23 protein-coding genes are annotated in these 23,500 nt (G+C 65.0%); 20 read left to right on the top strand and 3 right to left on the bottom strand.

Features of this window, described 5'->3' with window-relative positions:
• Positions 1-107: 107 nt before the first annotated feature.
• On the top strand, positions 108-2,438 hold the full coding sequence (locus ABIB66_RS20165; protein ID WP_354255350.1) for a hybrid sensor histidine kinase/response regulator: 2,331 nt from the start codon (positions 108-110) through the stop codon (positions 2,436-2,438).
• Positions 2,439-2,447: 9 nt separating this feature from the next.
• Here the strand turns inward: ABIB66_RS20165 and erpA are convergent, their stop codons facing one another.
• The gene (gene erpA, locus ABIB66_RS20160; RefSeq protein ID WP_007610737.1) at positions 2,448-2,777 is read right to left on the bottom strand and encodes an iron-sulfur cluster insertion protein ErpA; all 330 of its coding nucleotides are present in this window, start codon (positions 2,775-2,777) and stop codon (positions 2,448-2,450) included.
• Between the two features lie 134 nt (positions 2,778-2,911).
• On the opposite strand from erpA, the gene ABIB66_RS20155 reads away from it, so the two are divergent.
• The 12 genes from ABIB66_RS20155 to surE all read left to right on the top strand — a co-directional run bounded on the left by ABIB66_RS20155 (position 2,912) and on the right by surE (position 15,023).
• Complete coding sequence (locus ABIB66_RS20155) at positions 2,912-4,120, top strand: deoxyguanosinetriphosphate triphosphohydrolase (RefSeq protein ID WP_354255347.1); 1,209 nt, start codon at positions 2,912-2,914, stop codon at positions 4,118-4,120.
• Between the two features lie 9 nt (positions 4,121-4,129).
• Positions 4,130-5,920 (top strand): arginine--tRNA ligase, encoded by a 1,791-nt coding sequence (gene argS, locus ABIB66_RS20150; RefSeq protein ID WP_354210095.1) that lies wholly within the window; start codon positions 4,130-4,132, stop codon positions 5,918-5,920.
• A 139-nt stretch (positions 5,921-6,059) separates the two neighbouring features.
• Entirely contained in the window at positions 6,060-7,625 is a 1,566-nt protein-coding gene (locus ABIB66_RS20145; protein ID WP_354210111.1) for an SPOR domain-containing protein, read from the top strand.
• A gap of 45 nt (positions 7,626-7,670) precedes the next feature.
• Entirely contained in the window at positions 7,671-8,699 is a 1,029-nt protein-coding gene (gene nagZ / locus ABIB66_RS20140; protein WP_354210094.1) for a beta-N-acetylhexosaminidase, read from the top strand.
• Positions 8,696-9,535 (top strand): segregation and condensation protein A, encoded by an 840-nt coding sequence (locus ABIB66_RS20135; protein ID WP_007590654.1) that lies wholly within the window; start codon positions 8,696-8,698, stop codon positions 9,533-9,535. The genes nagZ and ABIB66_RS20135 overlap by 4 nt, the downstream gene beginning before the upstream one ends.
• Before the next feature lie 21 nt (positions 9,536-9,556).
• Positions 9,557-10,309, top strand: coding sequence for an SMC-Scp complex subunit ScpB (scpB, locus tag ABIB66_RS20130; RefSeq protein ID WP_354210093.1), 753 nt, complete (start codon positions 9,557-9,559; stop codon positions 10,307-10,309).
• 167 nt (positions 10,310-10,476) lie between these two features.
• The gene (locus ABIB66_RS20125; protein ID WP_007610722.1) at positions 10,477-10,713 is read left to right on the top strand and encodes a twin-arginine translocase TatA/TatE family subunit; all 237 of its coding nucleotides are present in this window, start codon (positions 10,477-10,479) and stop codon (positions 10,711-10,713) included.
• 88 nt (positions 10,714-10,801) lie between these two features.
• Complete coding sequence (gene tatB / locus ABIB66_RS20120) at positions 10,802-11,356, top strand: Sec-independent protein translocase protein TatB (RefSeq protein ID WP_354210092.1); 555 nt, start codon at positions 10,802-10,804, stop codon at positions 11,354-11,356.
• Positions 11,353-12,165, top strand: a complete 813-nt coding sequence (gene tatC / locus ABIB66_RS20115; RefSeq protein ID WP_354059181.1) for a twin-arginine translocase subunit TatC — start codon at positions 11,353-11,355, stop codon at positions 12,163-12,165. The genes tatB and tatC overlap by 4 nt, the downstream gene beginning before the upstream one ends.
• Positions 12,166-12,362: 197 nt before the next feature.
• The gene (gene serS, locus ABIB66_RS20110; protein ID WP_354210091.1) at positions 12,363-13,694 is read left to right on the top strand and encodes a serine--tRNA ligase; all 1,332 of its coding nucleotides are present in this window, start codon (positions 12,363-12,365) and stop codon (positions 13,692-13,694) included.
• A gap of 94 nt (positions 13,695-13,788) precedes the next feature.
• Positions 13,789-14,151 carry a hypothetical protein gene (locus ABIB66_RS20105; protein WP_354255344.1) on the top strand — a complete coding sequence of 121 codons (363 nt, stop codon included), beginning with the start codon at positions 13,789-13,791 and terminating at the stop codon, positions 14,149-14,151.
• Positions 14,152-14,255: 104 nt separating this feature from the next.
• The gene (surE, locus tag ABIB66_RS20100; RefSeq protein WP_354210089.1) at positions 14,256-15,023 is read left to right on the top strand and encodes a 5'/3'-nucleotidase SurE; all 768 of its coding nucleotides are present in this window, start codon (positions 14,256-14,258) and stop codon (positions 15,021-15,023) included.
• A gap of 1 nt (position 15,024) precedes the next feature.
• Here the strand turns inward: surE and ABIB66_RS20095 are convergent, their stop codons facing one another.
• Positions 15,025-15,396: a response regulator gene (locus ABIB66_RS20095; RefSeq protein WP_007590670.1), complete on the bottom strand. Its 372-nt coding sequence runs from the start codon at positions 15,394-15,396 to the stop codon at positions 15,025-15,027.
• Positions 15,397-15,622: 226 nt separating this feature from the next.
• On the opposite strand from ABIB66_RS20095, the gene ABIB66_RS20090 reads away from it, so the two are divergent.
• Positions 15,623-16,273: a protein-L-isoaspartate(D-aspartate) O-methyltransferase gene (locus ABIB66_RS20090; RefSeq protein WP_354210088.1), complete on the top strand. Its 651-nt coding sequence runs from the start codon at positions 15,623-15,625 to the stop codon at positions 16,271-16,273.
• A gap of 109 nt (positions 16,274-16,382) precedes the next feature.
• Positions 16,383-17,771, top strand: coding sequence for a LysM peptidoglycan-binding domain-containing M23 family metallopeptidase (locus ABIB66_RS20085; RefSeq protein ID WP_275171199.1), 1,389 nt, complete (start codon positions 16,383-16,385; stop codon positions 17,769-17,771).
• 170 nt (positions 17,772-17,941) lie between these two features.
• On the opposite strand, the gene ABIB66_RS20080 is transcribed toward ABIB66_RS20085, so the two are convergent.
• Positions 17,942-18,958: an ATP-binding protein gene (locus ABIB66_RS20080; RefSeq protein ID WP_354210087.1), complete on the bottom strand. Its 1,017-nt coding sequence runs from the start codon at positions 18,956-18,958 to the stop codon at positions 17,942-17,944.
• A 180-nt stretch (positions 18,959-19,138) separates the two neighbouring features.
• Between ABIB66_RS20080 and yajC the strand changes: the two genes are divergently transcribed.
• Genes yajC through ABIB66_RS20055 form a run of 5 tightly spaced genes read left to right on the top strand, consistent with a single transcriptional unit; the run spans position 19,139 to position 23,490 of the window.
• Entirely contained in the window at positions 19,139-19,504 is a 366-nt protein-coding gene (yajC, locus tag ABIB66_RS20075; RefSeq protein WP_007610701.1) for a preprotein translocase subunit YajC, read from the top strand.
• A gap of 47 nt (positions 19,505-19,551) precedes the next feature.
• Positions 19,552-21,156: a protein translocase subunit SecD gene (secD, locus tag ABIB66_RS20070; protein WP_354210086.1), complete on the top strand. Its 1,605-nt coding sequence runs from the start codon at positions 19,552-19,554 to the stop codon at positions 21,154-21,156.
• 10 nt (positions 21,157-21,166) lie between these two features.
• Entirely contained in the window at positions 21,167-22,186 is a 1,020-nt protein-coding gene (gene secF / locus ABIB66_RS20065; protein WP_275171196.1) for a protein translocase subunit SecF, read from the top strand.
• 60 nt (positions 22,187-22,246) lie between these two features.
• The gene (locus ABIB66_RS20060) at positions 22,247-22,630 is read left to right on the top strand and encodes an Mth938-like domain-containing protein (RefSeq protein ID WP_007590678.1); all 384 of its coding nucleotides are present in this window, start codon (positions 22,247-22,249) and stop codon (positions 22,628-22,630) included.
• On the top strand, positions 22,627-23,490 hold the full coding sequence (locus tag ABIB66_RS20055) for a phytoene/squalene synthase family protein (RefSeq protein ID WP_354210085.1): 864 nt from the start codon (positions 22,627-22,629) through the stop codon (positions 23,488-23,490). The genes ABIB66_RS20060 and ABIB66_RS20055 overlap by 4 nt, the downstream gene beginning before the upstream one ends.
• Positions 23,491-23,500: the final 10 nt, after the last annotated feature.

Here is a 23,500-nt window from a genome sequence, read left to right as displayed (position 1 = left end):
GTTAGAACAAAATGCAAACGCGCCCGTCAAGGAGGCTGCGAAATCTCCCACAAAATTAACCCGGCTTAAGTCGGGCCTGGGCCATTGATCGTGAAAAGGTTTTTCGAATGGGATGGCCGGACAAATCCATGAAGCGAACCGAGCCCCGCCACGGGTTGATCGGCGCGTTCCTGTACTGGCTCGGCGGCTACGAGATCGAGGACGGCTTGACCGCCGGTCTCAGCGAGCGCGAACTGAGCCGCATCCGCGCCAAGCAGATCGACGCGGTGATACAGCTGATCCCCGTGACGATGGCTGTCACCATGCTCAACGTTGCCGTTGTGCTGATACTGTTCTGGGGCAGGGGCTGGAACGACTTTCTCGCGATCTGGGGCATGACCCTCGCCACCGCCGCCTCGCTCGCGGTGCGCGCGTGGCGGCGCTCCCACCAGAGCCCGCCCCAGGAAGCCTCGCCCCGCGCGGCGCGGCAGATGTTGCGGCAGGCGTTTTTCCTCGCCGCGATCTGGGGCACGCTGCCAGTCGCGCTGTTCAGCCGCATCGAGCCGACCAGCCAGCTCATTCTGGCCTGCCTGATGGTCGGCATGATGTCCGGCGGCGCCTTCACGCTCTCGACCTTCCCGCGCGCGGGCCTCGTCTATCTCGCGACGACGACGATCGCCTGCGCCGGTGCGTTGCTGTTGTGCGGCACCGGGCCTTACCTCGTGACCGCGGTGTTCCTGCTGCTGTTCGCGTTCTTCATGGCGCGCAACATCGTCTCGCAAGGCAATCTGTTCCTCGGCAATCTGAAGGCCCAGCTCGAGCTCGAGCGCCAGACCGAGATCATTTCGCTGTTGCTGAAGGACTTTCAGGAGAACGCCAGCGACTGGCTGTGGCAGACCGATGCCGAAGGGCATCTGGTCGACGTGCCCGAGCGCTTCGCCGCCGTCGCACAGCTGCCACTGCCGCTGCTGAAGGGCGCGCATTTCGCCGACGTGCTCGACATGCTGTGCCCCGAAGACAAGAGTGCGGCCTACAACGTCGTCGGCCTGATGGAGCACGCCGAACCGCTGCATGAGATGAACCTCAAAGTGGTCGCCGGCGGGGAGGCGCGGCTGTGGTCGCTCACTGCGAAGCCGGCCTACGACCGCGACGGTCAATTCCTCGGCTATCGCGGCTTCGGCCGCGACGTGACCGAGCGCTGGCGCGCGGAAAAGGCCGAGGCCGAGAGCCGGGCCAAATCGGATTTCCTGGCGGTGATGAGCCACGAGATCCGCACGCCGATGAACGGCGTGCTCGGGCTTGCCAGCATGCTGCTGGAGACAAAACTCGATCCGGAGCAGCACGAGGCCGTCACCACGATCCGCGAGTCCGGCGACAATCTCCAGCGCATCCTCAACGACATCCTGGACCTCTCCAAGCTCGAGGCCGGACGCTTCGCGTTCGAGGTGATCGACTTCGCGCCGCAGGCGCTGGTCGAAGCGGTGGCGACCGTCGTGCGCGCGAGCGCCAAGAGCAAGGGGCTCGCGGTCAAGGTCGAGCTCGATCCCAACCTGCCGCCGACGCTGCGCGGCGATGTCGCGCGTATCCGCCAGGTCCTGCTCAATCTCGCTTCCAACGCGGTGAAGTTCACCGACGAAGGCGAAGTCACGATCGCGGCCGTCTGTCAGGCCCGCCGCGATCTGCTCGCCACCGTCGAATGGAGCGTGACCGACAGCGGCATCGGCATCGCCCCCGAGAAGCTTGGCCAGCTCTTCTCCGACTTCGCCCAGGCCGACGCCTCGATCAGCCGCCGCTTCGGCGGCACCGGGCTTGGGCTTGCGATCTCCCGGCGCATCATCGAGCAGATGGGCGGCACCATCGGCGTCACCTCGACGCCGGGCGAAGGCTCGACCTTCCGCTTTACGCTGGTGCTGCCGTGGAGCCAGGTGCAAACGTCCGATCACGACGCAGGCCGCGAGGAAGCCGACGATCTCAAGGCGCGCATCGCGGGCCTCGACCGACCGCTGAAGGTGCTGGTCGCCGAGGACGACGCCGTCAACCGCATGGTCGTGAGCAAGATGCTCGGTGCCTTCGATGTCGAGTTGCGCGTCGCGACCGACGGTGTCGAGGCCGTCGCGGCCGTGTCCGAAGGCGATTACGATATCGTGCTGATGGACGTCCGCATGCCCGAGATGGACGGCCTTGCCGCGACCCGCGCGATCCGCGCCGAGGGCGGACGCTTCGCGGCCTTGCCGATCGTCGCGCTGACCGCCAATGCCTTTCCCGAGGACGTCAAGATCTGTCGCGAGGCGGGGATGTCCGACTTCCTGGCCAAACCGCTGCGCAAGCCCGCGCTAGTGACGGCGCTGCTGCGCGCGCTGGACGGCCAATGGGTGTCGGAGGAGGCACCGCTTCAGCCAGAGCAGATGCCGGTCGAGGCGGACTGGACGGACGAGGAAAGGCTGATCACCGGCGCTTAGCCGGCGACGTCAGATCGAGAAGCTGGTCCCGCAGCCGCAGGACGCCGTGGCGTTCGGATTGTTGACGCGGAACGAGGCGCCGATCAGATCGTCGACGAAATCGACCTGCGACCCCGCCAGGAACGGCTGCGAGGCGGAATCGACCAGCACCACTGCATTGTCCTGCTCGATCACGAGATCGTCGTCGGTGCGGGCACGGTCAATGTCGAACTTGTACTGGAAGCCGGAGCAGCCGCCGCCCTCGACCGAGATCCGCAGCATCGCGCCAGACCCTTCGCCCTTGAGGATCTCCCCAATCCGGCGTGCGGCCTTGTCACTGATGGTCACGTCAGTCGTCATCGTTCGTCTCCGATAGCCCCGCGGGCACACCAAGGGCACCTGAAGGTCGCTTGCCCAATTCAGTTGGTATCCCGCGTCCGGCATAGTTAAGTGCCACAATACGCAGAATCAAATGGATAGGGACTAAATTCGCCGTGTCCGTCGGAATGGCTGCCCCCCACGCGCCCTATGCCTGCGATCCCGAGCGCAGTCGCGGCCGGCTGGTCGCGGAACCGCCGAGCCGGACCCGCAGCCCATTCCGGCGGGATTGCGACCGGGTGATCCATTCCACCGCGTTCCGCCGGCTGAAGTACAAGACCCAAGTGTTCGTGTTCCACGAAGGCGACCACTACCGCACCCGGCTGACCCATTCGCTGGAGGTGGCGCAGATCGCCCGGGCGCTGGCGCGGCAGCTCGGGCTGGACGAGGACCTCACGGAAACCCTCGCGCTCGCCCACGACCTCGGTCATCCGCCGTTCGGGCACGCCGGCGAGCGGGCGCTGGACGCCTGCCTGAAGGATTTTGGCGGCTTCGACCACAACGCCCAGACGCTCCGCGTCGTTGCTGCGTTGGAACACCGCTATCCCGAATTCGACGGACTCAACCTGACCTGGGAGTCGCTGGAGGGCATCGTCAAGCACAACGGTCCGCTGACCGATCGCAGCGGTGCGCCGGTCGGGCGTTATCGCGAGCACGGCATTCCCGTCGGCATCGCCGACTACATCAAGACGTACGATCTCCAACTGTGGAGTTTCGCCTCGCTGGAGGCACAGGTCGCCGCGATCGCCGACGACATCGCCTATGATGCCCACGACATCGACGACGGTCTGCGCGCCGGCCTGTTTCACCTCGACGACCTCAAGGTGATGCCCCTGACCGCGGAGATCATCGCCGAGACGTCGGCGCATTACCCCGATCTGGAAGACGTCAGGCGCGGCGCCGAGCTGGTGCGCGAGCTGATCTCGCACCTGATCGGTGCCGTGTTCGCCGAGGCGCAGAAGAGCCTCGCCGCCGTGAAACCGCAATCCGCCCAGGACGTCCGCCAGCAGAGCCGGGCATTGATCGCGTTCCCCGCCGCGGTCGCCGAGCAGGAAGCCGCCATCAAGCGCTTTCTCTATCAGCACATGTACCGCCACAAGCGGGTCATGCGGGTGATGGGCGAGGCCGAACAGATCCTGTTCGACCTGTTCGCGAAATACCTCAAATCGCCCGGCGAGCTGCCGTCGGAATGGCTGGTCGGGGCGGAGGCGGACAATGAGGGCGACCGGGCCCGCCGGATCGGGAATTTCATTGCTGGAATGACCGACCGTTTCGCCCTGACCGAGCACCAGCGGCTCTTTGACTCGACCCCGGATTTGCGTTAGGCGGCGCCCATGCCCGACACATCCTCAGCACTGCACCTGTTCGCCGACGTGCTCGCACGCGTGCACGCGGTCTGCCGCGCGCTCGCGGCGGAAGCCAGCTGGCCCGAGGGCATCGATTTCTCGCGCGTGGTGGTCGAGCCGCCGCGCGATGCCTCCCACGGCGACATGGCGACCAACGCGGCCATGGTGCTTGCGAAAGAGGCAAAGGCAAAGCCGCGCGATCTCGCCGAGCAGATCGCCGAACGGCTGCGCGCGGATGCCCTGATCGCCAAGGTCGACGTCGCCGGTCCCGGCTTCATCAACCTGACGCTGAAGCCGGCCGCATGGGCCGAGGCGCTACGGACCGTGCTGCGCGAGGGCGCCGATTACGGCCGCGTCCGCGGCGGCTCCAAGATCAACGTCGAATATGTCTCCGCCAACCCGACCGGACCGATGCATGTCGGCCATTGCCGCGGCGCCGTGTTCGGCGACGCGCTGGCGAGCCTGCTCGAGTTCGCGGGCCGTGACGTCACGCGCGAATATTACATCAACGACGCCGGCGCGCAGGTAGACGTGCTCGCCCGCTCCGCGTTCCTCAGATATCGCGAGGCGCTCGGCGAGGACATCGGCGCGATCCCGGAAGGCCTCTATCCCGGCGACTATCTGAAGCCGGTCGGGCAAGCGCTGGCGCAGGAGCACGGCGGCAAGCTCCTCGCAATGAGCGAGGGCGCGTGGCTGCCGACGGTGCGAGCCAAGGCCATCGCGATGATGATGGACGAGATCAAGGACGATCTCGCCGCGCTCAACATCCGTCACGATGTGTTCTTCTCCGAACGCTCGCTGCAGGACGCCGGCAACAACAAGGTCGCCGAGACCATCGATTTCCTGCGCGCCAAGGGCGACATCTACCAGGGCCGTCTGCCGCCGCCAAAGGGCGCCCCGGCCGAGGATTGGGAAGATCGCGAGCAGTTGCTGTTCAAGGCGACCGCCTATGGCGACGACGTCGATCGCCCGCTGATCAAGTCGGATAATTCCTACACCTACTTCGCCGCCGACATCGCCTACCACAAGAACAAGTTCGACCGTGGTTTCGCGGAGATGATCGACGTCTGGGGCGCCGACCATGGCGGCTACATCAAGCGCATGCAGGCGGCGGTGAAGGCGACGACCTCCGGCAAGGGGGCGCTCGACGTCAAGATCGTCCAGCTCGTGAAATTGCTGCGCAACGGCGAGCCGGTGAAAATGTCCAAGCGGAGCGGGGACTTCGTCACCTTGCGTGAGGTGGTGGATGAAGTCGGCCAGGACGCTGTCCGCTTCATGATGCTCTACCGCAAGAACGACGCGGTGCTCGACTTCGACCTCGCCAAGGTCATGGAACAGTCGCGCGACAACCCGGTGTTCTATGTCCAGTACGGCCACGCCCGCGGCCATTCGATCTTCCGCAACGCCCGGGCCGAGGTGTTCCCGGAACTCCCGGAGGAAACCGAAAAGCGCATCGCCTGGCTCGGTGAGTCGGCCGTGGAACGGCTGTCGGACCCGGCTGAACTCGACCTTCTTAAGCGGCTCGCAATTTTTCCGCGCATGCTGGAAGCGGCGGCAAGCGCCCACGAGCCGCACCGAATTGCTTTCTATCTCTATGACTTAGCGAGTGAATTTCACGCACTTTGGACGAAGGGGCGCGATTTGCCCTATTTACGCTTCATTATCAATAATGATGCAGATCTAACGAAGGCGCGGCTGGCCATGGTCCAGGGCGTCGTCTCTGTCCTGGCATCGGGCCTCGCCATCCTCGGCGTCCATGCTCCGGACGAGATGCGGTAGTTTGGGGCGAACTACTTAAGAGATTTCGGGGGTAACCGGCAGAAGCCGGATCGCTTAGACTTGGTTGAAAGCCTTGTGGGTCGAAGGCCGTGCCTTGGTCGAGGGGCGCGCGGCTTTCCCGAAGGGACGCATCATCACGATGGCCGAACGATATCAGGACAGACCGTTTCCTTCCGATGACTATGGTCGCGGTGGCGATCAGCATGGGGGCGGCGATCCCTTGGCCGAACTTGCCCGCCTGATCGGGCAGACCGATCCGTTCGCAGCGCAAGGGCGGCCGGGTGCGCAGCCGCCTGCACCGCCTGCGCCCGCCCAGAGCTATCAGGACGACGACTACCGCCAGGACGATGGCCAGCAGGATTATGCCGAGCAGGCGCCACCGCCCGGACCGCCCTCATGGATGCGGCGCGCCAATGTGCAGCCGCAGACGGCGCCATCTGAGCCTGCCTATCCCGCTTCCGTAAACCCGGTTCATCCACTGCATCGTTATTCAGCCCAGCCGACTGCGCCCGAGCCCGAACCTGATTTTCGTCAGCCGCAGGCCTATCCGGATCAGGCCTATCAAGCTCCTGTCTATCAAGCTCCTGCCTATCAGGATCAGGCCTACCAGCAGCACGACCAGGCTTACCAGGAGCAGGCCTATCAGCAGCCCGATCCGGCGCGCTATGACGATGCGCTCTACGGACGGCTGGAGGCGGGCGAGCAGGACTATCAGCGCGATCCCGCCTATCCCGACGATCCTTACGCATTCCAGAGCGACTACCCCGAGGCCGACCTCGACGAGCCGAAGAAGCAGCGCGGCGGCATGATGACGGTCGCGGCGATCCTGGCGCTTGCCGTGGTCGGGACCGGCGCTGCGTTCGCCTACAAGACCTATGTGGGCTCGCCCCGCAGCGGCGAGCCGCCGATCATCAAGGCCGACAACACGCCGACCAAAATCGTGCCGGCGCCGTCGGACTCCTCGGCCAAGGTGCCGGACCGCATGGTCACCGGTGATGGCACCGAGAAGATCGTGCCGCGCGAGGAGGCGCCTGTCGACGTCAATGCCAAGGCGGGAGGTCCCCGCGTGGTATTCCCTCCGCTGAACCAGAACGCGAACCCGCCACCGGTCGCGAGCGTGTCGCCGTCCAGCATCCCGGCGTCGAGTGCGGGGCCGATCCCGAGCAACGGCACGCTGCCGAACAATTCGCCACGCGCGATCAGGACTGTGGCCGTGAAGGGCGATCAGACCGATGCCACGGCGTCGCAAGCCGCCACGGCCGCGAAGCCGGCAGCTCTCCCGAAGCCCGTTGCGGCACCGGCTGCACCGCGCACGCCGCCGACCTCGGCCAATGCCAGCGCCAATCAGCCGCTCTCGCTGTCGCCGCAATCGGCGCCGGCTGCGGAGCCGCCGCAGCGGATGGCTGCGACCAATCCGACGCAAATTGCGCCCCCGAGCAGCGGTGGCGGCGGCTACGTCGTGCAGGTCTCCTCGCAGCAGACCGAGGATAGCGCCCACGCCTCCTACCGGGTGCTTCAGAGCAAGTACGGCAGCGTGCTTGGCTCCCGCGCACCGGTGGTCAAGCGGGTCGACCTGACCGACAAGGGCAAGGGAATCGTCTACCGCGCCTTCGCTGGGCCCTACGGCTCGCTCGAAGAGGCGAACCAGGCCTGCAACAGTTTGAAATCCGCTGGCCTGTCTGCCTGCTTCGTCCAGAGGAATTAACGGCCGTTTCCTTGACCCTCTCGCGGGTCAGGGTTAATCGGCCGTATGAGCACGCGGGCCTTCATTACCGGCGTTTCCGGAACGGAACTAACCGCCGCCGAGCGGGAGTTTATCCGCAGCGAACGCCCATGGGGCTTCATCCTCTTCAAGCGCAACGTCGAGACGCCGGCTCAAGTTGCTGCACTCGTTGCGGAATTGCGGGCGGTCGCAGGCTTTCCTGATGCCCCTGTCCTGATCGACCAGGAAGGCGGACGGGTGCAGCGCCTGGGGCCGCCGCATTGGCCGGCCTATCCGCCGGGCGCAATTTTCGCAGGCCTCTACGATATTGATTCGGCGCTCGGGCTGACCGCGGCGCGCCTCAGCGCCCGGCTGATCGCGGCCGATCTCGCAGATCTCGGCATTACCGTGGACTGCTTGCCGCTGGCTGACGTGCCGGTGGCTGGCGCCGACGCCGTCATCGGGAACAGGGCTTACGGCACCGAACCGGGAAAGGTCGCCGCGATCGCTCGCGCGGTCACCGAAGGCCTGGAAGAGGGTGGCGTGCTGCCGGTTCTCAAGCACATCCCCGGCCATGGCCGAGCGACGGCCGATACCCATTTCAAGCTGCCGACGGTCGACACATCGCGAGACGAGCTCGATCGCACCGACTTCGCGGCATTCAAACCGTTGGCGGATTTGCCGATGGCCATGACTGCACATGTTGTGTTTAGCGCGGTCGACCCCGCCCATCCGGCGACGACATCTGCGACAATGATCGCTGAGGTGATTCGCGGCACAATCGGGTTCCAGGGTTTGTTAATGAGTGATGACGTGTCGATGAACGCGCTGTCGGGCAATATCGCCGAGCGGACCCGCGCGATTTTTGCGGCTGGTTGCGACATGGCCCTGCATTGCAACGGCAACATCGAAGAGATGCGTGAGGTCGCCGGCCAGACACCCGAACTGGCGGGCAGGGCGCTGGAGCGCGCGAACGCCGCGCTCGCGGCGCGTAAAGGACCGCAACCGTTCGATCGCGCGGCCGCACGCGCCGAACTGGACGCATTGATCGCACGGGCAAACACGGCATCGGCATGACCGCAGAAATCCTATCGTTTGAAACCGGGCGGCCCGCAGAGCTCGCCGAGGGTGAGCCGGCTTTGGTGGTGGACGTCGAGGGCTATGAAGGTCCGCTCGACCTGCTGCTCGCGCTGGCGCGGCAGCAGAAGGTCGATCTCGCCAAGATCTCGATCCTGGCGCTCGCCGACCAGTATCTCCACTTCATCGAAGCCGCGCGAAAGATCCGCCTGGAGCTTGCCGCCGACTATCTCGTGATGGCGGCCTGGCTCGCCTTCCTGAAATCGCGCCTGCTGCTGCCGGAGCCGCCGAGTGCGGAAGGCCCCAGCGCCGAGCAGATGGCGACGGCGCTCGCCAACCGCCTGCGCCGGCTGGAGGCCATTCGTGAAGCCGCCAACCGGCTGATGAATCGGCAGCAATTGCTGCGCGACATCTTTCCGCGCGGTGAGCCCGAGCAGATCGCCGAGATCAAGCATCCGAAATACACCGCAACGCTCTATGACCTGCTCACCGCCTATGCCGCGCAGCGCCAGTCGCGCGTGCTGGCGAGCGTGCATCTGGCCAAGCGCACGGTGTGGTCGCTCGCCGAGGCGCGCGCCACGCTGGAGCGGCTGGTCGGCAGCATCAGCGAGCAAGACGATTGGGGCGTTCTCGACGATTTTCTGCTTCAGCATGTCGCCGATCCGACGCAGCGCGCGACGGTGCTCGCCTCGAGTTTCGCGGCTGCGCTCGAGCTGGTGCGCGAAGGTCAGCTCGAGCTGAATCAGAAAGAGGCGTTTGCGCCCATCTATTTCCGGAAGGGGCGCCCCAAGCCGGTCATGGACGCAGCTCCTGCGCCCGATGCGCCGGTCGCTTAAGTGCAACAAGGAGAATCTGCCATGGCAAGCCTGGCTGAAGTGCGGGTAGAAGAGGCCGAGCCGATGGAGAACGAGTCCCAGGCACGTCCCGAAGAATTGCGGCTGCTGGAAGCGCTGCTGTTCGCTTCGAATGAACCGCTGGATACCGCGACGCTGGCCAAGCGCATGCCCGAGGGCGTGGACGTGAAGGCCGCGCTCGAGCAGTTGCAGGCCGACTATTCCCTGCGCGGCGTGAATCTCGTGCGGGTCGCCAACAAATGGACCTTCCGCACCGCGGGCGATCTCGCCTGGCTGATGACCCGCGAGAGCACCGAGACCCGCCGCCTGTCGCGCGCCGCAATCGAGGTGCTGGCGATCATCGCCTATCACCAGCCGGTGACGCGCGCCGAGATCGAGGAAATTCGCGGCGTCATCACCTCGAAGGGCACCCTGGACGTGCTGCTGGAAACCGGCTGGATCAAGCCGCGTGGCCGTCGCAAGACGCCGGGCCGTCCCTTGACCTTCGGAACCACCGAGGACTTCCTGTCGCAGTTCACTCTGGAACAGCTCGGCGATCTGCCGGGTCTGGAGGAGCTGAAGGGCACGGGGCTCCTGGATTCGCGCCTGCCGACCGGATTCAGCGTGCCGACGCCGTCGGATGACCCGACTTTGCGTGAGGACGAGGATCCGTTGGAACCGGGCGAGGACCTTGATCTCGCGTTGGCGCCTGCTGTCGAGCCCGAGACGCCGCCGGAAGGCGGCAATGAGGGCGGCCAGGGCGGCAGCGAAGACTGATGTCCCGGCCTATTACGGGCCCCCTGCGACCAGTTAACACTAGCAAAATTACGTAGCGCCAACAGCGAATTGGCGCTGCCTTGGTCCTTGTTTTTGACACCTGCCAAGCCTAGGTTTCGGTGAAGATCGGCCGGGTCCCCGGCCATGCGCGTTTGGAGGGTTGCAGGATGGGTTCACTCAGCATTTGGCACTGGGTCCTGGTGATCGCAGTGGTCCTGCTGCTGTTCGGTCGCGGCAAGATTTCGGATCTGATGGGCGACGTGGCGCAGGGCATCAAGGCGTTCAAGAAGGGCATGCAGGACGACGACAAGGTCGCCGACAAGCCCGAGCCGGCCAAGTCCATCGAGCACAACAATGCCGCGCCAACCGCGGCACGGTCCGACGTCGGCAGCAAGGCCGTCTAAGCCAGAGAGCACGCGAGACGCGGGTAGCGGACCCGATCCTGCGCGCGAGGGATTGGGCCGGCTGCGGCTGGCGTGAACGGAAGACCTCATGTTCGACATCGGGTGGAGTGAACTGGTCCTGATCGGGGTCGTGGCCCTGATCGCCATCGGCCCGAAAGAGCTGCCGGGCGTGCTGCGCATGGTCGGGCAGTGGATGGGCAAGGCGCGCAAGATGGCCGCCGAATTCCAGGGCCAGTTCCAGGAAGCGATGCGCGAAGCCGAGATGGCCGACCTCAAGAAGAGCTTCGACGAGGTCAAGGAAGCGGCTTCCGGCTTTGCCGGCAACAATCTGATGACCTCGCTTCAGAAGGACGTCAGCGACGCGCTCCGCGTCGATGCGCTGGACAAGCCGGCCGAGACCTCGAGCACCACCGATATCGAACCGTCGGCGACTTCAAGCGACTTGCCGGCGACGCCCACCACACCGGAAGCGCCGACGCCCGAGACCTTCGTGGAAGCCGAGGCACATGCGGCCGTGAACGAGCCGCTCGCCATCACGCGTGAGGTCGAGCAGGCGCAGGTCGCGCAAGGTTCGGTCGCGCAAGGTTCGGTTACCCAGGACACTGCGCCGGCCGAGGCCATCAAGGACGCCAAAGCGTCATGAGCGCCGCCGATATCGAGGCCAGCAAAGCTCCCCTGATGGACCATTTGATCGAGCTGCGTTCGCGGCTGATCAAAGCGCTGCTCGGATTCGGCATTGCCTTCATCTTCTGCTTCTTCTTCGCCAAGCAGATCTACAACGTGCTGGTCTGGCCGTTCGTGTGGGTCGCTGGTCCCGAGAATTCGAAATTCATCTACACGGCGCTGCTGGAATATTTCATCACTCAGCTCAAGCTCGCGCTGTTCGGCGCCGGCTTCATCTCGTTCCCGATCGTCGCGACGCAGATCTACAAGTTCGTCGCTCCGGGCCTCTACAAGCACGAAAAGCAGGCCTTCCTGCCGTATCTGGTCGCGACCCCGTTCTTCTTCGTGCTGGGCGCAGCACTGGTCTATTTCGTCGTGCTGCCGATGCTGGTCCGCTTCTCGCTCGGTATGCAGCAGGCCGGCAGTGACGAGACCGCGCAGATTCAGCTGCTGCCCAAGGTCGGCGAATATCTGTCGCTGATGATGTCGCTGATCTTCGCCTTCGGCATCGCCTTCCAGCTTCCGGTGATCCTGACGCTGCTCGGCCGTATCGGCATCGTCACGTCAAAAATGCTGCGCGAGAAGCGCCGCTATTTCATCGTCATCGCCTTCGTCATCGCGGCCGTTCTGACCCCGCCCGACGTTCTCAGCCAGTGCTCGCTCGCGATCCCCTTGCTCTTGCTCTACGAGGGCTCGATCATCGCGGTGGGGATCGTGGAGAAGAAGGCGGCAGCTTCGCAAGCCTCTAGCGGCACCGACGTATCGACGCCGGCTAATCCGGCGGAGTAGGGGCACACCCCTCGCTGTCATTCCCCGCGCAGGCGGGGAATCCAGTACGCCGCGGCCTATCGGGGAATCAGTGATGTCTCTGGAATACTGGATCGCCCGCTTTCGCGGGCGATGACAGCCGTGCTAGGGGAAGCAGCCATTTGCATGAATGCAAATCCCGGATTTGCAGGGTTGCAACAAGCCCCAGGACCACGGCCATGCACGACATCAAATCGATCCGCGACAACCCGCAAGCCTTCGACGCCGGCCTCGCCCGACGCGGCCTGAAGCCGTTGTCGGCATCGCTGCTTGCGATCGACGAGACGCGGCGGGCGGCGATCCTGGCGTCCGAGCAGGCGCAGGCGCGGCGCAATGCGGCCTCCAAGGAAATCGGCGATGCCAAGAAGGCCAAGGACGAGGCGCGCGCGGCAATGCTGATGGCGGAGGTCGCCGAGCTCAAGACGACGATGCCGGAGCTCGAGGCAACCGCGAAGGCTGCCGACGACGAGCTAGCCAAGGAGCTGGCGGCGATCCCCAATCTGCCGCTCGCCGAGGTGCCCGATGGTGTGGACGAGCACGGCAATGTGCAGCGCCATGTCTTTGGCAAGAAGCGCGAGTACGCGTTCGCGCCAAAACCCCATGACGATCTGGGCGCCGCGCTCGGTGACATGGACTTCGAGACGGCGGCAAAGCTCTCCGGTGCGCGCTTCGTCGTGCTGAAGAAGGGGCTGGCGCGGCTCGAACGCGCTCTCGGTCAGTTCATGCTGAATCTACACGTCGACGAGCACGGCTATACCGAGATCAATCCGCCGCTGCTCGTGCGCAACGAGATCATGTTTGGCACCGGACAATTGCCGAAGTTCGAGGACGACCAGTTCTGGGCGATCAAGGGCGAATTGCTAGCCGCGCCCGACCATGAGCGGCTCCGGACCGAGCGTCTCGGGATCATTCCGACCGCGGAGGTGGCGCTCACCAATCTCGTCCGCGAATCCATCCTCGACGAAAAGCAGCTGCCGATGCGGCTGACCGCGCTGACGCCATGTTTTCGCGCGGAGGCGGGCGCCGCTGGGCGCGACACCCGAGGCATGATCCGGCAGCACCAGTTCACCAAGGTCGAACTGGTCTCGATCACGACGCCGGAGACGAGCAAGGACGAGCACGAGCGCATGCTCGCCTGTGCCGAGGAAGTGCTGCGGCGGCTCGACCTGCATTACCGCGTGATGACGCTGTGCACCGGGGATATGGGTTTTTCGTCGCAAAAAACCTATGACATCGAGGTCTGGATGCCGGGCCAGGGCGACGGCGGGGCATTCCGCGAGATCTCGAGCTGCTCCGTGTGTGGCGATTTCCAGGCCCGCCGGATGGACGCGCGCTCGCGCGGCCCCGATGGCAAGCCGCGGTTCGTGCACACGCTCAACGGCTCCGGCACCGCGCTCGGCCGCGCGCTGATCGCCGTGATGGAGACCTATCAGCAGGAGGACGGCTCGATTGCGGTCCCCAGCGTGCTCCAGCCCTATATGGGCGGGCTTAAGGTGGTCGCACGCGACTAGGCGCGTTGCCCATCTGAAATGGAGAAACGTTTGGTTGCGAAGATCGGGCGGCCGGTTATCCTGCCGGCCACCCGACAACGCGAACCCATCGTTCATGGCCTTGCACCGCGACATCTTCTGGGTCGGCAGACAATGGGCGGTGACGGGTGCCGGCATCCAGGCCGTCGATCAGCGGCTGCGTGGCGTGCTCGACATCGAGATCACGCGGCTCTGGGACGACGATCTGATCCAGAGCCGGCGGGCCAAGCCCGGTGTGAATGCCGTGGATTTCGACCAGGCACTGACGCTGGCACGCGAGCGCTTTCCGCAGGCGCCGGTGGCGGACCCGTTCGTCGCACAGCTGGAGGCGCTCGGCGTCATCGAGGCACCGATCGTGAGCCCTGTCGTGCCGGCGATGAAATTGCACGCGGAGGGCCGGCTGGCGCGCTTTCTGCCGCAATGGCGCGTCCGCCGATAGTCGGCCAAGCCGGCAACGGGGGTCCGGTCCCGGTCGGCCGGTTTGCCTGATAGGCCCCGGCCGGATAAGACGGCTGAGACCCGCTTCAGGAATCGACCTTTCCCATGCGCATTCTCTGCACCAATGACGACGGCATCCACGCCCCCGGCCTCAAGGTCCTGGAGGAGATCGCGCGCGCATTGTCCGGTGACGTCTGGGTGGTCGCGCCTGAGCTCGACCAGTCCGGCGTGTCGCATTCGCTGTCGCTGAACGATCCGCTGCGTCTGCGCGAGGTCGGTCCGCGGCACTTCGCGGTGCGCGGCACGCCGACCGACTGCGTCATCATGGGCGCGCGCCACATCCTCGGCGCCAAGCTGCCCGATGTCGTGCTGTCCGGCGTCAACAAGGGCCGCAACGTCGCCGAGGACGTGGTCTATTCCGGCACCATCGCCGGCGCGCTGGAAGGCACCATCCTGGGGCTGCCGTCGTTCGCGCTGTCGCAGGAATTCAGCGTCGAGACCCGCGACCGGCCGCTGTGGGACACCGCGCGTAAATTCGGGCCCGACATCCTGCGCAAGGTGATCGCCGCCGGGATCCCAAAGGACACCGTCATCAACGTCAACTTCCCGGCCTGCGCGCCGGAGGATGTGCTGGGCATCCGCGTGACCCGGCAGGGCAAGCGCAATCTCGGATTCCTCAAGATCGACGAGCGCAGGGACGGCCGTGGAAATCCCTATTTCTGGATCGGCTTCGAGCGCACCGCGATGATGGATACGCCGGCCGATGGCACCGATCTCGCGGCGCTCCGCGAACGCTACGTCTCCGTCACGCCGCTCAGGCTCGACCGGACCAACGAGGCGTTTTCCGAGGCGTTGAGTGCGACGCTGAAGTAGCCTAGCCGCCGCGAAGCGCGGCTTCGATGGTCTTGCCGAGGGCATCGAGCTGAAACGGCTTCTGAAGCGCCGGCCGATCGCGGTACTGCTCGGGCAGGCCGGAGGAACCGTATCCGGTGGCGAAGATGAACGGGCAGCCCTTCGCCTTGATGACATCGGCGACCGGCGAGATGACCTTGCCGTTGACGTTGACGTCGAGAATGGCAATGTCGAACTCGGTTGCCTGGGCGAGCCGCATGGCTTCGGTGATGTCGCCAGCCTCGGCCGCGATCTTGTAGCCAAGCTCTTCGAGCATGTCTGCGACCATCATCCTGATCATCACCTCGTCTTCGACGAGGAATACAGAGCGGCCGGTAAGCCCCGTCGCAGTCATGGTCGAGTCCTTGCCCATCGCCAAAAACGTTCGCAGATAACATGAATCGACGCAATGCGCGTTTCGACGAACGGATGCCTGAAAATGGCCGTCGCGGCTCGCCCGTTGCAAGCCAATTTGTGGTCAACTACGCCATCCGAAGCCTATCATGGGTTCCCTAAGCCGGAACAAGAATCTCGCGGCCTAGGTTGGCGTCCCGGACACCAAAAGACAGCGCAAGCAGGCAATGACCTCCCATCAGCACCCGCCGGAAAAGATGATGTTTCAGCTCACGCTGAGGCGTCGGGGCATCAGCGACCAGGCGGTCTTGCGGGCCATGGAGGAGGTGCCGCGCGATCAATTCGTCGACGACGCCGATCGCGACGGCGCCTATCGCGACAGTGCGCTGCCGATCGCCTGCGGGCAGACCATCAGCCAGCCCTTCGTCGTCGCCTACATGACCGAGCAGCTCCAGCTTCAGAAGAAGCACAGCGTGCTCGAAATCGGCGCCGGCTCGGGCTACCAGGCGGCGGTGCTGTCGCGGCTCGCTGGCCAGGTGTTGACGGTCGAGCGCTACCGCAAGCTTGCGGATGCCGCACGTATCAGGCTTGAAAAGCTCAACTATCATAACGTTGAGGTGATGCTGGGCGACGGACTCAATCTGCCTCCCAATATCGGACCGTTCGACCGCATCATCGTCACGGCCGCGATGGAGCAACTCCCGGACAACCTGGTCGAGCGGCTGGAGGTGGGCGGCATCCTGATCGCGCCCGTCGGCCCGCATCAGGGCGTGCAGACGCTGATCCGCCTGAGCCGGACCGAAGCCGGGATCGAGCGCAAGGAACTCGTCGAGGTCCGGTTCGTGCCGGCGCTGCCCGGCGTGGCGCGGGAGCTGTAGAATTCCGGATTGGCTGTGCTGCCAACATCTTATTGGGAGGGTTAAGCCGTTATTTACTCGGCGCGTGTTTACTTAAAACACCAGTTCTGTTGCGTACGAGTGAGTAACCATGTCCGTTGCCGCCGAGTTGCTTTACTCGCGCCGTGTGCCGCAGGTCGCGGTGCTGGCGCTGATCTCCTTCAGCTTCGCAGGGTGCAGCGCCGACATGTCGTCGCGCATGTCCCAGTCGAACTTCTCCAATCCCTTCGCGCAGGAATCGACCGGTTCGGTGCAGCAGGCACCGCCGCCGCAGCGTGAATTGCCGCAATATTCGCGGCCGCAGACGCAGCCCGGTTATTATCAGTCGCAGCCTTTGCCGCCGGCGGTGTCCGCGCCGCAATCCTATCCGGTTGCCGCAGGCGGCGTGTCCGGAGGCGGCCGCGGTGTCGGCTCCTACGCACCCCCGGCGCAGCCGCACCTCGAGACCACGGCCACCGTGCCGCCGCGCTCGGTCGCAGCCGCCCAGCCGGTCGGTGGAACCAAGATCATCGTCGGCACCAGCGATACGCTCGACCTGCTTGCCAAACGCTATCGCGTCACGCCGCAGGCGATCCTCGCCGCCAACGGTTACAAGGGGCCGCGCGCGCTCTCGCCCGGCCAGCAACTGATCATCCCGCACCCGGCTACGGCCGCCGCGCCCGCGCCGCTCATGGCTCCCGTCGCCGCTGCCCCCGCGCTGGCGCCTGCCGCGAGGCCGGTTGCGGCCGTTGCCGCGCCGTCAAGCACGCACTTCGTGAACCACGGCGACACGCTCGCCAGCATTGCCCGCAAGAACCATATCTCGGCGGCCGAATTGGCCCGCGCCAACCGCCTCGATCCCTCTGCAAAGCTCAAGCTCGGCACCAGGCTGGCCGTGCCCGGCGCCAAGACCGCCGCTGTCGCAGCACCGCTTGCCGCGGCTCCGGTCGGAGCCGCTCCCGTCGCGGGAACGCTGCAGCCCGTTGCGGCCGCGCCTGCGCCCGCCACCAAAATGGCGGCCGTCGCGCCGGTGCAAAGCGCGCGCCTGGCCCAGGCCACGGCCAATGTCGAGGAGAAGGCCGCGGAAGCTCCGGCGAAAGCTGCGGAGACCACCAGCGCGTTGCCGACTTTCCGCTGGCCGGTGCGTGGCAAGGTGGTCACGAGCTACGGCGCCAAGACCAATGGCAAGTCCAACGACGGCATCAATCTTGCGGTGCCCGAGGGTACGCCGGTCAAGGCGGCTGAAGACGGTGTCGTTGCCTATTCCGGCAACGAGCTGAAAGGTTATGGCAATCTCGTCCTGGTTCGGCACTCCAACGGCTACGTCACCGCATATGCCCATGCGAGTGAGCTGATGGTGAAGCGCGGCGATACCATCAAGCGCGGTCAGGTCATTGCCAAGTCGGGTCAATCCGGGGAGGTGGCGTCGCCGCAGCTCCACTTCGAGATCCGTAAGGGATCGAGCCCGGTTGACCCGCTTCAATTCCTGAACGGGGCGTGAGCCTGAAGTCGGGCGCGCCATCGCAACAAACACGGTGTCGTCGCACGGCTTGACCGGGCGACCCAGTACGCCGCAGCGTCTCGATCGATCAAAACCGTCTCTGGAATACTGGATTCCCCGCCTGCGCGGGGGGAATGACAGTGGTGTACAGGGCGAAAGCTCCCGACTGACTACGTCGCCGCCAGCTTCACGCCGAGCCGTCCCGCAAGCTCCTGCACGAACTGCCAGGCGACCCGGCCCGAGCGCGAGCCGCGCGTCGTTGACCATTCGAGTGCCTCGCGCTCCAGCGCGTTATCGTCGACCTTGACGCCGAAATGGCTGCAATAGCCCCGCACCATGGCGAGATATTCGTCCTGGCTGCAGCGGTGGAAGCCGAGCCATAGGCCAAAGCGATCCGACAGCGAGACCTTCTCCTCGACGGCTTCGCCGGGATTGATCGCGGTCGAGCGCTCGTTCTCGATCATCTCGCGCGCCAGCAGATGGCGGCGGTTGGAGGTGGCGTAGAGGATGACGTTCTCCGGCCGACCCTCGATGCCACCTTCGAGCACCGCCTTGAGCGATTTGTAGGATGCATCGTTGCCGTCGAAGGAGAGATCGTCGCAGAACACGATGAAGCGGAAGGACGAGGCGCGAAGCTGCTCCATGAGGGCCGGCAGGCTCTCGATGTCCTCGCGATGAATCTCGATCAGCTTCAGTCTGTCGGCCGGTTTGCGCTCGGCGTTGATGCTGGCATGCGCTGCTTTCACCAGCGACGACTTGCCCATGCCGCGCGCGCCCCAGAGCAGTGCGTTGTTGGCGGGCAATCCGTTGGCGAAGCGTTCGGTGTTCTCCATCAGGATGTCGCGCATCCGGTCGACGCCCTTGAGCAGGAACAGTTCGACGCGGCTGACACGCGGCACCGCCGCAAGGCGGCCGTCAGGATGCCAGACGAAAGCATCCGACTGCTTGAACGACTCGCGTTCGACGGCGGGCTTGCCTTGAGCGGAGAGGTGCGCCGCAATCGTCTCCAGCGCGCGAACGATGCGCTCCTGGGAAACGCTTTGGTTAGCCTTCGAAGTCGTCTTGGAAATCGTCTTGGAAGCCGCTTTGAGGGCCGCCTTGGGACGTTTTGCCGCGACGCGGGCTGGCTTCGTGGCAGGGGTTTGGGGGCCTTTGCCGGCCGGACTTTTGCTTGGTTTTTGGGGCATGTCCGAAGTTCCTGAGAATGCAGCCTTATCGGGCCTGAGCGCGCGCCGCAAGGTGGCTAAAAGGGCGGTCTGGCAGCGTTGCAATTGGGGCAATGGCCGCTATAGTCCGCGCGAATTTGACCGAACCGGTCGCCATTTGGGCCTGACCGGTTTTCCCCCGTTCTCACGAGGATCGTCCGAATGCTGATTACCCCTGCGTATGCCCAGGCTGCGGGCGCCGGCGACACCAGCGGCATGTTGATGTCGCTGCTGCCGTTCGCCCTGATCTTCGTGATCATGTACTTCCTGATTCTGCGTCCGCAGCAGAAGAAGGTCCGTGACCACGCCGACCTCGTGAAGAACATCCGCCGCGGCGACACCGTCGTGACCTCGGGCGGTCTCGTCGGCAAGGTCACCAAGGTCGTCGACGACGACCAGATCGAATTCGAGATCGCCGATGGCGTGCGCGTGCGGCAGATGCGCTCGATGGTCTCCGGCGTGCGCGCCAAGGGCGAGCCGGCCAAGGAATCCAAGGAAAGCGCCAAGGAAGACGCCGCGTCGAAGTGAGTGCTTCCGCGAGTCTCTCAAATCTCCTGATCTGACAGGTCCAGTCGATGTTGTATTTCACGCGGTGGAAGGCGCTCGGGATTATCCTGACGGCGCTGATCGTGTGCCTCTGCGCGGTCCCGAACTTCTTTCCCGAAGCGCAGGTCAAGACCTGGCCCGCCTGGGCGCAGCGTCGGCTCGTGCTCGGCCTCGATCTCCAAGGCGGCTCCTATCTGCTGCTCGAGGTCGACGGCAACTATGTGAAGAAGGAAAGGCTCGACCAGGTCCGCGACGACGTTCGCCGGACGCTGCGCGATGCCAAGATCGGCTTCACCGGCGGCGTCACCGTGCGCAACGACGCGGCCGAGGTTCGGATCACCAAGGAATCGGACCTGCAGCCTGCGCTCGCCAAGCTGCGCGAGCTGTCCCAGCCGCTGGGCGGACTGGTCGGATCCAGCGGTCAGCGCGACCTGGAGGTGACTGACGCCGGCGGCGGCGTGATCCGCCTTACCATCCCGCAGGCCGCGATGCTCGACCGCATGCGCAAGACCATCGAGCAGTCGATCCAGATCGTCGAACGCCGCGTCAACGAACTCGGTACCGTCGAGCCCGTCATCCAGCGCCAGGGCAACGACCGCATCCTGGTGCAGGTCCCCGGCCTCCAGGACCCGACCCGTCTGAAGGAATTGCTCGGCAAGACCGCGAAGATGGAATTCCGCATGGTTGATGCGTCTGTGCCGCCCGATCAGGCGCAGCAGGGACGTTTGCCGCCGGAATCCGAGCTTCTGATGAGCGCGTCGCCGCCGCCCACGCCCTATGTGGTCAAGAAGCAGGTGCTGGTCGCCGGCGGCGATCTGACCGATGCCCAGGCGAGCTTTGACCAGCGCACCAGTGAACCCGTCGTGAGCTTCAAGTTCAATACGTCGGGTGCGCGCAAGTTCTCGCAGGCCACGCAAGAGAACGTCGGGCTGCCTTTCGCGATCGTGCTCGACAACAAGGTCATCTCGGCGCCCGTGATCCGCGAACCGATCACCGGCGGACAGGGCCAGATCTCCGGCAATTTCACCGTGCAATCGGCCAACGATCTCGCGATCCTGCTGCGCGCCGGCGCGCTGCCGGCACCGCTCACGGTGGTCGAGGAACGCACCGTCGGTCCGGGCCTCGGTCAGGACTCCATCGAGAAGGGCGAGCTTGCGGCTTACGTCGGCTCGATCCTCGTCATCATCTTCATGCTTTTGACCTACCGCCTGTTCGGCGTGTTCGCCAACATCGCGGTGGCCATCAACGTCGCCATGATCTTCGGCCTCTTGTCGCTGCTCAACGCGACGCTGACGCTGCCCGGCATCGCCGGCATCGTGCTCACCGTCGGCATCGCGGTCGATTCCAACGTGCTGATCTACGAGCGCATCCGCGAGGAATTGCGTGGCGGCCGCAACGCGATCTCGGCGATCGATGCCGGTTTCAAGCGGGCGCTGGCGACCATCCTCGATTCCAACATCACCACCTTCATTGCCGCCGCGGTGCTGTTCTACATCGGCACCGGTCCGGTGCGCGGCTTCGCCGTGACGCTCGGAATCGGCATCATCACCACGGTGTTCACCGCCTTCACCCTGACCCGGCTGATCGTGGCCTGGTGGGTGCGGTGGAAGCGGCCGCAGAGCGTGCCGATCTAGGAGCCTGATCGTGAATCACACCGTTCTCATCGGGCTCGGCGTCCTGATTGCCATTCTCACCGTGGTTGCTGCATTCGGCTGGCTGCCGTCGCTGCGCATCGTCCCCGACGATACCCATTTCGACTTCACGCGGTTCCGCCGCATCAGCTTCCCGATCTCGGCGGCGTTGTCGATCGTCGCGATCACGCTGTTCTTCACCCATGGCCTGAATTTCGGCATCGACTTCCGCGGCGGCACGCTGCTCGAGGTGCAGGCCAAGTCCGGCACCGCTGATATCGCGGCGATGCGTACGACGTTGGATGGCTTGCGTCTGGGCGAAGTCCAGTTGCAGCAATTCGGTGGTCCCGCCGATGTCCTGATCCGCGTCGCGGAGCAGCCGGGCGGCGACGCCGCCCAGCAGGAGGCCGTGCAGAAGGTCCGCACCGCGCTTGGCGATTCCGTCGACTATCGCCGCGTCGAGGTGGTGGGACCGCGCGTATCGGGCGAATTGCTCGCGTACGGCATGCTCGGCCTGATGCTGGCGATCGTCTCGATCCTGGTCTACCTCTGGTTCCGCTTCGAGTGGCAGTTCGCGCTCGGCGCCATGATCGCCAACGTGCACGACATCGTGCTGACGATCGGCTTCATGTCGATCAGCCAGGTTGATTTCGACCTGACCAGCATCGCGGCGCTTCTGACCATTTTGGGCTATTCGCTGAACGACACGGTCGTTATCTACGACCGTATCCGTGAAATGCTACGGCGCTACAAGAAGATGCCGATGCCGCAGCTCCTCAACGAATCGATCAACTCGACGCTGTCGCGCTCGATCATCACCCATTTCACTGTGACGCTGGCGCTGCTGGCTCTGCTGCTGTTCGGCGGCCATGCCATCCACAGCTTCACCGCGGTGATGATGTTCGGCGTGGTGCTGGTCGGTACCTACACCTCGATCTTCATCGCGGCCCCGATCCTGATCTACCTCGGCGTCGGCGAGCATCGCGAGGATGCGGTCGATAGTGCTACGCCCGCGAAGAAAAGCAAGGCATGATCCGAACTGCGTGCCCTCGCAGGAGTTTGCGAGGGCAGTAAGCTCATTCGGACGAAGCTCATGGCCGGCGATCCCAACGCACCGCATTTCCCACGCTCGGCGCCGATCGAAGCTTACGGCAAGGGCGGCTTTGCCTTTGCCGGCATGTCGCATCGGGGATCACTGCTTTGCCTGCCCGACGCGATCTGGGCCTGGGACATAACGGACCCCGCGAAAATCGACCGCTATTCGCTGGATCGAGTTTTCAAGTCCGCCAACAGCATCGACACGCTCCTGATCGGCACCGGAACCGGGGTCTGGCTGCCGCCGGCGGAACTGCGCCAGGCGCTCAAAGCGGCGAGGGTGGTTCTGGATACGATGCAGACCGGTCCCGCCGTGCGTACCTACAACATCATGATCGGCGAACGGCGGCGCGTCGCGGCCGCGCTGATCGCCGTGCCATGAGTGGCTCCGCGCCGCCGCCGGATTCTGCTGCGTTCTGTGCTGACCTCGTGCGCAGCCACGATTTTCCGCGCTATGCCGCGACCCTGTTCGCGCCCGCTGCCGAGCGCCGCGCGCTGCTGGCGCTCTATGCCTTCAATGTCGAGATCGTCCGCGTCCGCGACCAGGTGAGCCAGCCCTTGCCCGGTGAAATCCGCCTGCAATGGTGGACCGACATGCTGTCGGGCCAGGTCCATGGCAGCGCCGAGGGCAATCCGGTGGCGGCGGAGCTGCTCCGCGCAATCCGTGATTTCGGCCTGCCGGTCGAGCCGCTGTCGCTGCTCGCCGACGAGCATCAATTCGATCTCTACAACGACCCAATGCCGACCATGACGGCTCTAGAAGGCTATCTGGCCGCGACCTGCTCGGCGTTGTTCGCTCTCGCGGCGCGGATCATGGCGTCACCCCTAGACCCAGCCGAGCATCTCGCGCGGCATGCCGGGTTGGCTCAGGGCATCGCGCAAGTCATCACGAACTTGCCGCGTGATGCGGCGCACCGGCAATTGTTCCTGCCGCAGCAGCTGCTGACCAGCCACAATTGCAACATGGAGGACGTGTTCGCCGGCAAGGAGACGCCGAATTTGCGCGCCGTCCTGGACCAGCTCGCGAGCGAGGCCAAGCAGCATTTGACCACGGCCTTGTCGCTGTTGCCCGAGGTGCCGGTGTCGGCACGGCCAGCGTTTCTGCCTTTGAGCCAGGTACGGGCCGACCTCGAGCGCCTGTCGCAGCCAGGGCGCGATCCCTTTACGCCGCAGCCATCGTCGCGGCTGCGCACGCTGTGGACGCTGTGGCGGGCCTCGCGTTCCCCAAAGTTTACCAAATAGCGGTTGGCTT

It is taken from the genome of Bradyrhizobium sp. F1.13.3 (assembly GCF_040548265.1).
Classification (GTDB): Bacteria; Pseudomonadota; Alphaproteobacteria; order Rhizobiales; family Xanthobacteraceae; genus Bradyrhizobium.
This window is presented reverse-complemented; position numbering and strand designations above follow the sequence as displayed.